This window comes from Pseudomonas sp. PDM05, from assembly GCF_014851685.1.
Lineage (GTDB): Bacteria > Pseudomonadota > Gammaproteobacteria > Pseudomonadales > Pseudomonadaceae > Aquipseudomonas.
The window spans coordinates 82,492-97,181 of sequence record NZ_JACVAC010000007.1; the positions used below are offsets into that span (position 1 = coordinate 82,492).

The following is a 14,690-nucleotide window of genomic DNA, read 5'->3' on the forward strand; positions in this document are numbered from 1 at the left end:
CTCTGCGCCCTCGGGTGGTCGCGGGCTAGTAGTCCACTTGAACCTCATGCACGCCCGCATCTGGACGCCAATCGTCTCGCCGGGTCTCTGTCGGTTTCCCGACTATCCGGCCAATGCGTACGGGGGTTTGGGCGATGCCGCCGGCGCCGGAGTCGATGTAGTCATCTTCCTGGTTGGTCAGTGCCGGGTTGAAGTCGCGCATCTGGTCCCAGATGGTGTTCAACACGTCGACGTGCGCCCACAGGAAGCGAGCGGACAGCGGCGATTCGAAGGCATCAAGGATGCGTTTCTGCTTGTTGGTGGTGGAGTGTTCTTCCCCTACCCCGCAGCCGGTGCCCTTGAGCGCCTGCCGGAGGATGGTGGCGGCGAACCCGCCCGGGCCGTTGGTTTCGATGATCACTCGGGGGATTTGATGCTTGATCACCAGTTCTCGGATCTGGTGCACCTGCCCCCCGATGATCTGGTCTCTAGCGCCGTACTCCGCGATTTCCCCGGTTAAGCCCACGGCCAGGTGCCAATAGAGCTGGCCGCGCGCGTCGGTGAGCATCAGCGAGAAGGCCGAGGCATCCGACTTGATCTTGCCCAGGGAGCAGTCCCAATACGCCACGGCACCGACGATCTGTGCTGACCCCAGGTACATGGCGGCCGCGTTGTTGGCGTAGCGCATTACTGGCTGCGCGTCGTAGGGAATGATGCGTTCAGGGTCCAAGCGAACCTCCGTGACGGGCTTCGAGTGGAGCTGATACTGCGAGTCCCATTCGTTGATGGTGCGGGTTTTCTTGCGGCGCTTCTCCAGTTCCAGCAGGTCGAACCGATCCACCCAGGCTATGCCGGCGTAGCAATCAATGAGCGTGCCCGGCGGTGAGAAGAAGGCGATGCCGGTCTTGGTGAGCTGGTAATCCTTGCCAAGCACCAGGGCGCGGGCATGCTTACCGATCCCGGAGAAAACGAATTCAGGAATGAACGGCACGTCGTAGGCAATGAGCCTGGCATCCTCGATTCGATGCTCGCGGGCGAACATGCGGATGGTCAGGCAGTCGGCGCCCAGGGCTTCCTGCTCGTCGTACAGGCTGTCGTGGGTGTGCGGCGTGCCAACGAACAGCAGGCGTGCGCCGGGCACCATGATGTGGATCTGCTCGCCCAGGCGGTAGCGCAGTTTTTCCCGAGCCTCAGGCGTGGCGATGTTCTTGGGCACCTCCACGTCATCGTTCTGGCACTCGTCGGCCCGCGAACTGGTGATGTTCGACATGATGCCGGATGCCTGCATGGACGGGTTCCGCTCATCCACGGCGCCGGGCACCCACCAGAACGCGGTGTCGCCCTTCATCTTGCGGTGGGCATCCATCGTCAGCGGGTGCCGCATCAGGATCGCCTTGGTATCCCGGCTGGTCTTATAGGCCGTTGGGTCGGTGTCACCCTGGTGTAGGATTCGGTACGTGGGGTTCAGGTAGAACCGCCAGGCGTTGTACAGCGCCAAGATGGTGGACTTGCCGAACCCTCGGAAACAGCGAAGTACCGCGTGATCGCCGCGGTGCTCCAGCCAGTGGCAGGCCCGGATATGGATGTCCGGCACCTCCCACTTCATGCGCTTTGCCCATATAAGGAAGAACGCCAGGAACGAGATGTGCTTAATGGACATGCACGCCCGCCTGTGCGCGCTCCAGTAGCGCCACGGCTTCACGTTCAGCCTGGGCCTGCACCTTGTCCAAGTCATCCTCGGTGCTGTCCTTCGGCAGCGTTCCGCCCTGGATGTGCCCGGTGATGCTGATCACCTTGACCAGCAGCGTCATGGTGGCGGCGGCGTTCTTCTTGCACCAGTGCCGATCACCTCGCTCATCACGGGTCAATTGGTCCAACATCTTGCCGGTGCCGGGCCAGTTTTCCGGGTTCGCCTCATCCAGCACCACATCGGCCAGGCCTTCGGAAAGGGACTTCAATCGTTCAATCTGGTCTGGTCGCATCACTTCGCTCCTACTGCAGCGCCAAGGTTCGGGCCGCGATCTGGTGTCGAGTCGCCCGGCTCCCACCAGTACGATTGCTTGAATTCCTTGCGGGCGCGTTGTTTCATCCGCCGCAGGTAGCCAGGCGAGAAGTAATCCTGCAATTGGTTGAAGATCAGGTGATCGGTAGCGGCCTTGGTGTACCAAAGGTTGGCCCCAGGCAAATGGCTCTTGGCCAGGCGCACCAGCTTGCCTCCGGTTTGGTTGACCTCGCCGTCTGCTGCGTTGTCCTTCAACTTGAAGATGGATTCCAGATCCCCGGCAATGGGGCCGCCCAGGGCTGCAAGCGGGGAGCTACCACCCTGCGACGTGTCGGAGAACAGGAAGTCGCCGTATAGCCCCATGGCGCCACCCTTGAGGAATGCCGCCATGCCGAAGCGCAGGCCGGGGACACCCCACTTCTTGTCGTCGGTGATGTCCTTCGGATCGCGGCCGGCAGCAATCTCGCTCAACTGGATGGCCATCCCACCCAGCACGGTGGTGGACGCGACCAATGCAGCCAGATACCCAGCCTTACCCCATCCTTCCTGGGCCATGCCGCGCGCACCGTGGCGCATGATCATGCCAATGGAAAAGCTCTTGAACTGCCAGAACGAGCGGACCAGCTCGCCTTTCATGGTCCCGCGCTCTACGCCGCCGTGCATCATGGCTTTCTCGCGGGCGCCGGGCTCAATGATTGCCATGTTGGTTTCATCCAGCACGGCGCCCAGCAGCTTGGTGGCGGCCTGATCCTTGAGGCGCTGCGGGGTTGTCTTCAGCTGTTGCGCCATCTGCGCCAGGTCGGCGTCTGGGATGCGGTAGATGCTGTTCGCAGTCAGCACGGTGTCGCCCACGCCGCGCCAGTCCTCGGGCTGAGCCAAGCGCCAGACAGACCAATCCGTATCGGTAACTCCCTGGCCCGCCAAGCGCTTGGCGTCTGCTGGGTCCATGGCGGCAAGCGAATCATGCCGGCGGGTCATATCGCCAATGGTGTCCAGCATGGTCGCACCAAACGCCCGTTGGCTGCCGGCGGTCAATGCATTGAGGCCGGACGCCTGCATAACCTTGCTGGCTGCGGTCTGCGAGAACTTGGCGATTCGCCCGGCGACCTGCTCATTGGTGCCAAGGCCGTCAGCGCCGAAGCGGTTCAGGCTGCCGATCAGCTGATTCAGGCCGAGGCCGGCGCGCTGCGCAAGACGGCGGTCACCGGCGCTTGCTGGATTGAGCATTCGGATTTCATTGGCGAACACCTTCATCACCGGCATTCCGTTCATGGACGCGGTGAGGCCCAGGGTTCCTTGGTCGGTGACCGACGTCAGCACGGCAGAGCCCAGGCGGCTGGCTACGTTGAGCGCCCGGTAGGTGTCGAAGCCATTCGCCAGGGCGGCAGATACCGGCGGCTCGCGGGTGGCGGCCACTTCCTCGTAGAGGTGTTCGATCTTTTTGCGTTGCTTGGCGGTCTTAGCCAGGTCGTTTGGCTTGGCGGTGTCCATGGCCTTCTGCCCGGAATCCAAGAAGTAACGCATTTGGTTGGATGGGTTGGGGCCCAGGGTTTCCACCAGAGCAATATCCCGCGATGCCCGGTCGATGTGCCCGATAAGCAGTTCCAGCAGGTTATGGTCCCCATATGCCTTCTGGGCGGCGATGAAGCTTTCGGCGTCCTTGTAATGAATCTGCCGCGACTCGCTCCCACGGTTGGCGCGCATGCCGTTACCAGCCGCCTGCCCGGGCTGCATCTTGTTGGCGCCGCCCGTGGCCAGCGTGGTCCAGGCATGCCCGAGGAAGTCGGCCAGCTCGGCGTCATTCATCGGCGTCCCGTCTTCCTTGAGGTACTTGCCACGGTTCGCCCACTTCACATGGTCGGAAACCCACTTGTCCTGGTCCTTGGCCACCTTCACCTGGGAGTGATCACGTGGCATGGACCAGTCGTCCAGCAATCCAATATCACCGCCGGCGCGGTTGAAACGCTGACGCAGCTGCTCGGCGGTGTCCTTGAACTGCTTCGCGGCGGTCTTGGCCACTGCATCACCGGAGTCCTCGCCGTGCAGCTCGCGCACCAGTGCCAGGTTGCCGGCTTCATTCTGGAACAGGCCAAGGAACTTGCCTTTGGTCTGGTCGATCACGTCCAGCATGCGGCTTAGCGAGTCGTCGCGGATGGCGCGCGTGGAGGATTCAATCGACAGAATCCCGCTCTTGCCGTCGGCGGAAAACGCCAACATACGGTCGAGGCCCTCAAGGGGCTGATCCGGGAAGCGCTTCATATAGCTGTCGATACGGTCGTGGGCCAGGATGGTCAGAGCCACACGCTTTTTCTTGAGGTTCGCCTCTTCCACCAGATCCTTGGCGGATTTGGCGGCGGCCTCGTTGAGCCGGTCAGCGGCAGTTTTGGATTGCCAGGTGGTATCGGTCTGCGCCAGTTGCTTCATGTTTCGGCGCACGCGGTTCTCGATGCCCTGGATTTCCTGCTGGTTGAGGGGACGGCCAATTGCCTGGGTTACGGCCTTGATGCATTCGGGGCGCATGGGCTTGCTCCTGTTGGAATGGGAGCAAGCCTATGGTTGCGGGATAGACGGTTTCCCGACTATTTAAAGCCCTCGTTGCAAGAAGCAGGCGGCGGCGGCGGCAAAGCCTTTGGCGTCCTGGGTGGCCTGGGCGATGTCTGCGTCTGCGCTGGCGAGCAGTTCACGGGCTGACACGGTGATGGGGTTGCCGTCGGCGTCCATGGCGCCCGTGCCAATGCGCATATCCTCGACGCGGGCCAGGATTTCGTCAGCGACCTGCACGACCGGGTCAGCAGTGCCAGACTCGCCGGCTGGCTTGGTGGCGTCACTTTCAACCGTGGCAGTTTTTGCCATAGTTGGTTTCCCGCCAGGTGCGGAATCTGCCTTGGGCGCTGCGCCTTCCGGCTTTGGCGCTGCTTTGGGAGCCGGAATATCAAGAGGCTTGGGCTGCAACGTTGGGTCGGCGCGCTCGATGTCGTCGAGGATGCGCGTGATTTCCTGGCGGGCGATCTGCGCCATGGTCAGCTTAGTATTAGCCTCGGCAACACCGGCGGATAGCGGGTTCTTGTCGAAACCCTTCACGATGGCGTCGGCGCGCTGGCTCAATCGGTCTTGAAACCGTTGAGGAACCTCTCCGCGATCCATGGCGTTCAGGTCTGCACGGGCTTGCTCGGCGCTGCGGTTGCCGCCCAGGGCCTCATTAAGCGAGGCTTGGCGGTCGGCCAGCTCCAGGCGCTCCGCGTCGATAGCTTGGCGTGCTGACTGCTCGGCCTGCTTGCGCCCCTGGCCCTGCTGCTGGAACTCTTTGGCTCGGGCCTTGAACGAGGCATCAAGGGCGGCAAGGCTTTGCGCCACGGTGGATAGCTCGACCTTTACGTCCTTGACGTTGGGCAAGATGCCGGCGGCTTCCTGCTCCAGTTCAATGCGCAGTTTCGGCTCCAAGTCCTGGCGCGCGGTTGCCAGGGCAGCGTCAGGTGTGGGTTTCATTGTGGGAGCGGAATCACCTTCACGCAGGAACTGAGCGCTGTGGATGTTATCGGGCAGTACCACCGGCTCGCCGCGCTGCAACTGGTCGATGACTGATCGGATCGCATCCTGATGGGCCATGGCCGACTTAGGAGCAACCGGAGCGCCAGGCGCGGTGTCGATGTCGGCATGCTGGTTGGTGCGTTCGGTCAGCGCTGCATCGACCTGGGCAGTAGTAGGCCGGCGGAAGTTGGTCCGGCCAATGCCGAAGAACGCCAGCCCCATGATGGCGTCAGTTGCCAGGGCCGTGCCGTCCATGACTTTGTACTGGGCTGCCTGGGTGTGATAGCCGTTGCTCTCCAGCAGCGCAGCGGTGGCGCCACGCCCAGCCATGCCCAACCCAACGTTCGCTCCCACAGCGATTGCGGCATCACCCAGCACGGGTTTAACGAACTTCGCAGCGGGCAGCACAACGCCAATGCCCGTGGTTGCGGCATCGATCAAACCTTTTTTGGTCGCGGTGGATTCGTCCAGGCCTTCGGCCATGCCCACTTGCTTGCTGGAAAAGCCAGCAGGTGCACCAGCAGCAAGGGCAGCACCAGCAGGACCGGCAACCACGGCACCGGCAATGGTGCGCGGCAGAACTGCAGCTGCTTCCCCAAGGATCTGGCCGACAACACCAACTTCTGTTGGGTCGGGGCGCAAGCTCATGACCGACTTGGCCGTAGCCTCGCCGATGTCGCTGGCCTGGGTTTTCCGGAACTGCTGCTGATCAGCGAGTTGACCATCATCAGGGGCGTAAGACGAACCGATAGCCAGGTCGGATTCAACCGCCAGGCTACCCAGTTGCAGCGCGGTTGATTGGATGGTGCGCCCGCCCTCGATGGCGCCGCGCAGAAGGTTGGGCCCGATGGTGCCGAGCGCCCCAGTGAATACACCGGGGGCGAGCTTATCGGCCGTGCGGTCAAGGCGCTGATCCTGGCTACGCGCCTCGCTGTCCTCGATCATCCCGTCTAACCAGCTCATTTTACGATCACCATGATTGGTTGTTTGGTGTCCGGATCGATCTGCACCCGGCCGGCGTTCAAAAGGTAATAGGAGCCTTCCTTGCCCGGAACTGGCGACAATGGCATGTCCTCCAGCTGACTCACCGGGATTTTGCTGGTCTTGGCCATGCCCTCGATCTGCATGTCAACGGACTTATTGAAGGCATCATCGGCCATGCCGTAAGGCTTGATCACCCTGGCCCCTGCTCGCTCAGCAACACCCCCGGTTGCCATGTCGAACGCGGCTTGGGATGTCTTGCTATCGAGGTCGTCGCCCTCGTCATACTTCAAACCCTTCGCCGCCGCAGTGCCTGCATACAGCGATTTGAATGCCAGATAGGCCTGTTCGCGCTGCGGGGTGCCCGGTACAAGCGATGCGCCGGCATGCTCATCGAAAGCCTCGCGGAAGAACTTGTCCTTCGGCAGTGGCACCGACTTGTCGGCCAGCACCTTGGCCCCCGACAGCAGCGTGCGGGGAACGTCGGTTCCGTCGGCGCCCTTGAGCCCACGGAACTGGGCCATACCGGCAAGCGTGGCGATAGGGTCGTCAGCCACCAACGGCTTAATGGCGGCGGAAAAGTCAGCGCCCGACGGGGATGATGCGGCGATAGCGCCGAATAGCTGCAGCTTTGTCCCGTCGTCGGCCTGCTTGATCAGCGATGACAGCATCGTCTGCTCTTCCGGCTTCCACGGGTTGCGGGCAACCTCTGGGCCGTAAGCCTTGCGCACAGAGTTCACCACGTCGAATCGGTCGGCGATCTGCTCGCCCAACTTCTGCTGACCTTCCGGCGTGGTAATGCCCGAAACGTCCAGTGGTGCCACATCGGCGCCGGTTCGCATTGCGTTGAAGCTGAGCGGGTTCTCTCGCATCATCTTCGTGTTGCTGTCCACGGCAGCCTGCAAGCGGTTCAGGTTGGCTTGCTCTGCCACGCTGGCGCCCTTGGACTGCATCTGCTGGCGCTGCTGGTCAATGAACTGCTGGGCGACCGCTGGAGGCTGGCGTAGCAGGCTCTGTACCTGCGTCATTTCATTCATGCGTGTATCGAACTCGCCAGCGGCCGACGTGCCGGACAGTGCGGACTTCCACCGCTGCTGATCAGCCGGCGTTGGCGGAACGCCCGTGGCGGCCTGGCGATCCATTTGGGTCAAGACGCGCTCAGCCTTCATTTCCCGCATTTCTGCCTGGCGCTGCTGGTGTTCCTTCACCTGAAAAATTCGGCCGCTGACGGTGTTGAGCAGCTGGTTGCGCTTCTCTGGGTCAAGCTTATGGGCGTAGAAACCATCCTCGGCGGTGAGGTCATGCTCAAGCTTTTGCAGGCTCCCCACGCTTTCCCGCGCCTCAATCACCCGCTGGGTGGCATGCGTAGTCCAGTTGCCGTCCTTGAATTCCTGCTTCTTGCTGGCCCAGGCCTCGCCGAACGCCAGGCGCCCGGCAACGTCGATGTCCTCGGCATCCATGCGGGCGTTGATCTGCTCGACGTTTGCACCGGGCATGGCAGCATCCTTGCCCAGCATATCCATGCGGGAGGTCAGATCGCTTTGAGCTGCCAGGATTCTGCCTTTGCTTACTGCTTCTTGCACTTTGCCCAATCCACGCACCTGCATGCGCTTAAGGACATTTCCCATTTCTCCCTTCTGAGCATCGTCAAGACCTGGCGTTTCCAGCGGATCAAGCTTCGATACTGCCGACGCATAAGCTTCCGGGGCTTTCTCATAGCTCAGCTTGCCGGTGCGCATCTGCTCATCAAGGTCAGTAGCGATAGTGGTGATTTGCGACTCTCGATCGATTAGCGCGTTGTCAGCCTTAACCCTTGCAAGCGCTTGATTTTCCTTGTTTATATTGTCAAGAACGCCAAGCGCGGCGTTTTGTACGGTGCTTGCCGCCTGCTGCGCGGCCTGGGCCTCACCACGGTTGTCTACGGTGATGACGCGGTTTTGCGGTGCCTCAGGCACAGCACGGGCCTGCGCGAAGTTACCCAGCGGAATCTGTGCCATCAGCCTGCCCCCCCAACTTTTGGAACGGTCGCGTTATTGCCTGCCGCCGATGCCTTCCAGGCCATGCCCGCTTGGGCACCGGCAGACAGCACGGTGCCGATGGACTGCGCGTTTGCAGCGCCGCGCGCCTGGGTACCAGCCAGCGAATAGTTGCTGGAGTCGACATAGCCACGGGCCTTCTGGTTTTGTCCGTTGAAGATGGTAAGCGCCGCATCCTCTTCGGCGTTGCCGATGATTTCCTCGTTGATGTTGATGGCGGTGCCGGCGCCAGTCTCCACGCCCGAGGCCGCCAACGCGGCATTGGCCTCGCTGGCCTGATTGCGCGCCAGGCGACGGATACGGTCGGCCTGCACCACGGCGGCGCTGGCCGCTGCATCTGCATCGCTTTGCGCCTGATCCGACTGGGCATTGGCATTGAGCTGGGCCTGCTTGCCCGACTGCTGGGTGGTGTAAACCGAATACACGGTCGCCGCCGCCATTGCCGCGTAAGCCGCGGCACCTACTGCTCCTACAGCCATATCAAATCTCCATCATCAAAAGCGGGCCGATGTTGCGAAAGCCCTGTGACTGGTAAAGCTCGGTGGTTCCCTCAACGCTGACTCCGGTTCCGATCCCCATGTAAATCTGCTTCGCGCCTTTGATTTTTGCCCACTCCTTGAACGCCTGAATCAGCCGGATTGCAGTGATCCCATGGCGCTTGGATGGATCTATGAAAAGCGTGTAGTCGTAAGCGATCAGGTCGTTGCTGAACCACTGATCAATCACTCCGGCGACCAGCCCCCCCACCACCTCGCCTCGAATTTCAGCAACGAATGCGACACCCTGCTGACCGTTTATCAGCTCATGCAGGAAGGCAGCCGACTTGTCCGGGCAGAAACTCATGGTGGAATAACTGGTGGTGGCGTGCAGCAGCGTGCCCAGCTCGATCAGCCGGGGTACGTCGGAGTGCTTGGCGGGCCGGATCATGGGTACACCTCAATCATTGATGGTTATTTTTTTGATGACGTTCAGCAGGTGGAACGGCAAAGGCTGGTCTTGCTCGATAACCAGCGATGCCTGGCCACGCTCCCAGCCGAGGTTTTCCAGGCGGTGCACGCCGGTGAACAGCACAGGGGGTTTGTCGAGGATCTGGGCGCCAAGATCGCGGAACGCAATGGTCTGCCCATTGATTTTGCAGCCGATGGTTTCGAGGAATCGCAGCGATATTTCGCCGATACGCATGCTGTTGCCCTGGGCGCTGCCAGTGCTTCCCGCGACCTCTGGCGTCAAGGTCTTGATCAAGGTCTTGAAGTGCAGACCGATTGACGTGGCGAAGGCGTTTCTTGGGATGGTTACCTGGCCGCCGGTAACGAGCTGCTGCTGCATCACAACGCCGTCGGCAACGATGTCGACCATCTTCCCTTCAAGATGCGCCAGGCCGCCCCAGGTGGACGCACCGGAGACGCTGGTGGCATTCACGCCGGAGTCGACTTGTACATCTGCAACAAACCGTTCGATGTAGCGAACGTTCTGCCCATTGATATTGCGCCGAACCACTACCCACACCTGATCACCGTTCTCTGTGGGGATTGACGCGGCTGATTCGAAAGCGCCATCGGTGATCTGCCTGGCCCAGCCGATAACGTCCTGGTCCCGGTCCACGGTCATGGTGGCCAGCATGCCGTCAGCCCTGACCAAATACAGGATGGATTCGGGCTCTTGCTGGTAGGCCATGTCGATGATGCCGGACTTGGTTGCATGCTCGGACAGCACGGACATATCGGGCGATCCGAAGGTGTCGGAATCGTACTTGTAGGCCATGGCGCGCAACTTGCGGCCGGCGCGCTGAACAAAGTACAGCTCGTTGCCGATCCGTACCGGACGGACCTTGTTGCAGCCGTAAACCGATGGGTTCTTGGCGCGGATGTTGGTCGGCGTGATGGCCTTCTCTACGCCGCCGCTCACCGTGAACTCGCCGCCGTAGGTCAGCGGGATCAGGGCGTTGATCTGGCCGATGTGCAGGATTGGGTTGATCTGGTCCGACGACAGGTTGTAGGAGATTGCGTCGTCGTCCTTGGTGCCCAGTTCGAAGTTCAGGTACTCACCGGTGCGCGATTCCCATATGGTCTGCGGGAAGTTTGGCGATCCGCCGAGGGCAAGACGCTGCTCATACAGCGTGCCAGCCCCTGGATAGCCGTCAATGTCGTTCCATACCGACGCCTCAAGTGACCAAGCGTTTGCCGGTGACGCGACGGCCGATGTCGGCGCTGAACGGATGACGCCTGATGCCACTGTAGCGCTGGTGTAGGTGATGATCTCCAGCAGCCCGCCGTTGATCTTGACGAACTTGCCAATGTCGTTGGCGCGCCAGCCAGCAGCCCCAAGCGTCATGCTGACGGATGCACCCACGGGAGTGGCGGCGCTCAGTGTGTTGGTGGTCTGCGGCGAGCCCTTCAAGGACCAGGTCGGGCGCGTGGTTGCGCTGAAAGCATTGGTCACTTCAACCGTGGCCACCGTGGCACTGGTTACCGCCGTGACCTTCGCCACGCCGCCGCCCGACCAGATTTCGCGCCCAACGTCAGCAGCAAGGAATGCAGCTTCAGACGCCGTCACAGTACGACCAGTGCCGGCTGCCGGGTTGTCGATGGTGATCGCGGTCAGGAAGTCGATGCCCTTCTCGTCGAACGGCTTGGTTACGAACGGGGCCGGGGCCAGGCTCCACTCGGTATTGGTGATGCGTCGCAGGCGGTAGACGGGCACCGTGTTGCAAAAGATGAACATGGTGTCCGCGCCCTGCACATAGTCCAGGCGGTCCAGGATCGTGTGCGCGTACGGGCTGGGAAGCTCGATCCCGCTGTAGGTGCCGTCGGCGAAGTGGATGCGCACATACAGGTCACCCATCTCAACCATGTACGCCTGGGCCGCGTTGAACACGTACGGCACCAGACGGCAGTTTTTATCTGGGTACTTGGTGGGCGAACACATCAGCGTGCCATTCCGGCGAACCGCGCCGCCGTGGATCACTGGCCAGGCGTTTTGGATGATCTCGGCGCCGTTCTGATACCGAGCAATATCGACGCGCCCCAGCATGCGCGGGGAAACCTCACCGGCGGTGAAGTTGGTTTGATTCAGAGTGAGGCGAGCCATTACCAGTAACTCCCGAAGCGCGCGGCATAAAGACGCTCGTCGCCCATCGTTTGCGGCGGATCTTCCTGGCCATCTACGGACCTTGCACGACGCAGCATCAGCTCAAGCTTTTGCTCTTCACCGGCCTGCTTTGCGCTCGACTGAGTGACTGGGTATGCAAGCGCCGCACACATTGCCTGCGTGGCGAGCGCAACCAAGTGAGCATCCCAGGTACTTTCTACCTCGTTGCGAAACACGTAGCGCAGCTCCAGCACCGTTGTGCTGGCCTGGATGGTTCGGCCCTCGACCAGGTAATCGATCTGTTGGCCGCTAGTGCCAACCTCCAGCACGCGGGAGAAGTCGGCCGGCAGCTCAAATGCGTGTGAATAACCGAAGGCAGGAGCCTCAGCATCAGGGGCCAACACAACCCGCTTGATGCAGCAGTTCCATGGGTGCGAGCGCAGGAGGTCGTCCCGCACGGTGGGGTAAAGGTTTGAACACAGCTTGGCCCGATCCAGATTTGTTTGGTCGGCAAAGTCGTTGATGGTCTGCGAACCCAGCATCAGCAGCGCGTTAGAGCAGATTGAAACGCCAGTGGCCATTGCCAACCTCCAGATAAAAAGACCGGGGCGCGCGGCCCCGGTAAATGATTTGCCATCCTTGGCGGCCTGTGAAATCAGTTTTGACCGGCGTACAGAGCAACCAAGGTGATGACCTGACCGGCTGGCAACCCGGCACCGGCAACAACAGAGCGCAACTCACTGGTATCGGTTGCATCGCCAGGCTTGACCACGGTCACTTCGGCCAATGCGCCGTTGGTGAACTGGGCTTCGGCTGGCAGCTTGGCGGCAGTGGCAACGGATGCGGCTGCCATGTAGCGGGCCGGCGCGACAGGGTCGCCCAGGTTGATTGTCGAAGATGCGGTGCCAGCAGCGCAGAAGATGGCGCTACCAGGCATCAGGCGCGCACCGAGTGGCAGGTAACCCCACGAAATCACATCGGCGATAGCCAGCCCACCAGTAGGCACGGTGTAGGTGCTGACAAAAACCTGAATGTCTGCGCCTTGCAGATTCGGTTTAACCAGGGTTTGCGGGAAGGCCACTCGGGCCGCCGCAAGACTTGCGAGAACTGTTGCCATGTTGAAAGCTCCTGAATCAATGGGGGAAGAAGGCGAAACCAGCGACCCTTACGGATCGTTGGCCGCGATTTCCACTACCTTCTCTTCTTCCACCCGCACAGAGCCGATGGACATTTTCGCGTAGATACGCACGTTGAAGCCCTTGCCTGGATCTGGGCCAACGTTGCGCTGGATGTCCGCGCCGGTACCCAGCACCACGCCGGACTTGGCGTATGCGTAGCAGAAGCGAGTGGCGCCGGATTTCGGCAGGCGCTCAGACGGAACCCAGGTGAAGCCCATCCACTTGCCCTTGAGCGTTCCGCTCTGGAGCATCTGGGCCGCCAGGAAGTCAGCGGATGTAAGGGTGGTGTCTGCCAGAATGTCGTTCAGCGCCTGGGCGTGATAAACCATGAACAGCTCTTCGCCGCCTTCCTCGTCAGCCTCGTTCAGGCGGAACATTTTTTTCGCCTGAATGATTTTTGTCTTGGTCAGGCCGGTACCGCCGACGGCAATTTTCTGGGAGGCCGGCAGGATGATGCCGCCAGTGGTCGCACGGGAACTGCCACCTAGCGAGCTGATGATCACGTCATCCTTGGCGCGGTTCAGCGAGGACACCATTGCCTTGACGTAGTCCGAAGTCGGGTCAACCAACATACGGATCTTGTCTTGGTCATCGACCATGTCGCCGTCTTCCCAGTCGTAGAGGTCCACGTACCGGGTGCTGTGCGGTTGGTCGTTGATTGGGGTGTCGCCATGGCGCTGGGTGCGACGGGTCGCGGTGCGCTGACCAAGGCGGTTAACCGATTTGGACATGCCGACGATGTTTGGTTCGAGGGTTACAGTCGATTCCAGGCGGGAGGTGGCCTGTTGAGCGACATGCATGAAGTTGTCAGCGAACTGCTGAACAAAGGCTTCGGTGATTTGCTGGGACATGCGGTGCACTCCAATGCAGATAAGGGATTGCCTGCCGGGTGTCCGCATCGCGGGCCGGTATTACCTGGCGTGCATCGGCTTTGCTGCGCCTCGGGGCTTTCCGGGTGTCTGCGTGCCATCGCAGGCCGGCCCATTGCTGGGATGCCTGCGATGTTTGTGCATGGGGGGTGTCGGTTTCCCGACTATTTGATGCATGGATTACAGGCGGGGTTGAGGCTTGCCGAACTTCTGGTTGTACATGCCGTCCAGTTGCGCCTGGATGCCTTTACGCTTCGGATCGTGTACGGGCAACGCCTGCAACTGGCTACGCAGCTCGGATGTCTTCACAGCAAAATCCGCCTCGCTGACCTGGGCGCCGCCATTGATGGCGCTGTCTTCCTTGAGTTCCTTGCCGATGTTGGCGGTGAAGGCGATGAAGTCCGGGTCTGTGCCGAACTTCGCATTCAGTGCCGCGTAGTTGCCCGGCTTGCCCGGCTCACTGGCGAACGCGTTGGCTGCTCGAAACGAAGACTGAATGTTGGTAGTCATGGACTGGTCGTCAGCCCAAACAGTCTTGAGCGCAGCAGTGCAGTCCTGAACACTCAGTTGACCGGCGCCCTCGATCAGGCCGGGCGCCGCCTTCATGTACTCGCCGATCACGTACTGGACCTGGTCATTGGTCAGGCCCTTGGCGTGCGCGCCCTTCAAAAACGACTGCGTGTCAGGGTCGGCCTTGAATTCATCCCAGTTGAAGCCCTCGACGCCTTCCAGCTTGACCGCGTATTCCTCGGCGGTCTTGGGCGGCACGTCGCCAGAACCCAGGCGGGTCTCAAGGTGCTTGTAGGACTCGGCCAGCTTGCGGCTGGATTGGTCGAGGTCCAGCGAGCCGTCTTCCTTGACCACGCGGTACTTCTCGGGGATGAAGTCGGTGGTGTTGGCGCCGCTATCCAGAACGGAGCCAGTAGGCGCTGGGGCTTGCGCAGGCGCTGCCGGGGTGGACGGGTCGCCACCCTCGCCAGTTTCGGCCATGTAGAAGTGGCCCAGGCGGCCATGGATAAACATGTTCATC

General features: G+C 61.3%; 12 protein-coding genes. All 12 read right to left on the reverse strand.

The genetic code is table 11. The features are described from left to right. Window positions 1-25 precede the first annotated feature (25 nt). Entirely contained in the window at window positions 26-1,639 is a 1,614-nt protein-coding gene (gene terL / locus IB241_RS15610; protein WP_192299186.1) for a phage terminase large subunit, read from the reverse strand. Beyond that, window positions 1,629-1,961 (reverse strand): hypothetical protein, encoded by a 333-nt coding sequence (locus IB241_RS15615; RefSeq protein ID WP_186761820.1) that lies wholly within the window; start codon window positions 1,959-1,961, stop codon window positions 1,629-1,631. Before IB241_RS15615 ends, terL begins: the two co-directional genes overlap by 11 nt. Further along, on the reverse strand, window positions 1,961-4,501 hold the full coding sequence (locus IB241_RS15620) for a hypothetical protein (protein WP_192299187.1): 2,541 nt from the start codon (window positions 4,499-4,501) through the stop codon (window positions 1,961-1,963). The genes IB241_RS15615 and IB241_RS15620 overlap by 1 nt, the downstream gene beginning before the upstream one ends. Window positions 4,502-4,564: 63 nt before the next feature. Next, window positions 4,565-6,472: a hypothetical protein gene (locus IB241_RS15625; RefSeq protein WP_192299188.1), complete on the reverse strand. Its 1,908-nt coding sequence runs from the start codon at window positions 6,470-6,472 to the stop codon at window positions 4,565-4,567. Continuing rightward, window positions 6,469-8,487: a hypothetical protein gene (locus IB241_RS15630; protein WP_192299189.1), complete on the reverse strand. Its 2,019-nt coding sequence runs from the start codon at window positions 8,485-8,487 to the stop codon at window positions 6,469-6,471. Before IB241_RS15630 ends, IB241_RS15625 begins: the two co-directional genes overlap by 4 nt. Then, window positions 8,487-9,005, reverse strand: coding sequence for a hypothetical protein (locus IB241_RS15635; protein WP_192299190.1), 519 nt, complete (start codon window positions 9,003-9,005; stop codon window positions 8,487-8,489). Before IB241_RS15635 ends, IB241_RS15630 begins: the two co-directional genes overlap by 1 nt. A 1-nt stretch (window position 9,006) precedes the next feature. Beyond that, window positions 9,007-9,453: a GNAT family N-acetyltransferase gene (locus tag IB241_RS15640; RefSeq protein ID WP_192299191.1), complete on the reverse strand. Its 447-nt coding sequence runs from the start codon at window positions 9,451-9,453 to the stop codon at window positions 9,007-9,009. Between the two features lie 9 nt (window positions 9,454-9,462). Beyond that, window positions 9,463-11,613, reverse strand: coding sequence for a hypothetical protein (locus tag IB241_RS15645; protein WP_192299192.1), 2,151 nt, complete (start codon window positions 11,611-11,613; stop codon window positions 9,463-9,465). Further along, a complete protein-coding gene (locus IB241_RS15650; RefSeq protein ID WP_192299193.1) occupies window positions 11,613-12,194 on the reverse strand; it encodes a hypothetical protein in 582 nt (193 codons plus the stop codon). The genes IB241_RS15645 and IB241_RS15650 overlap by 1 nt, the downstream gene beginning before the upstream one ends. Window positions 12,195-12,268: 74 nt before the next feature. Continuing rightward, window positions 12,269-12,730, reverse strand: a complete 462-nt coding sequence (locus tag IB241_RS15655) for a hypothetical protein (RefSeq protein WP_192299194.1) — start codon at window positions 12,728-12,730, stop codon at window positions 12,269-12,271. 48 nt (window positions 12,731-12,778) lie between these two features. Further along, window positions 12,779-13,642 carry a phage capsid protein gene (locus IB241_RS15660; protein WP_225595519.1) on the reverse strand — a complete coding sequence of 288 codons (864 nt, stop codon included), beginning with the start codon at window positions 13,640-13,642 and terminating at the stop codon, window positions 12,779-12,781. Between the two features lie 198 nt (window positions 13,643-13,840). Further along, window positions 13,841-14,689: a hypothetical protein gene (locus IB241_RS15665; protein ID WP_192299196.1), complete on the reverse strand. Its 849-nt coding sequence runs from the start codon at window positions 14,687-14,689 to the stop codon at window positions 13,841-13,843. Window position 14,690 lies beyond the last annotated feature (1 nt).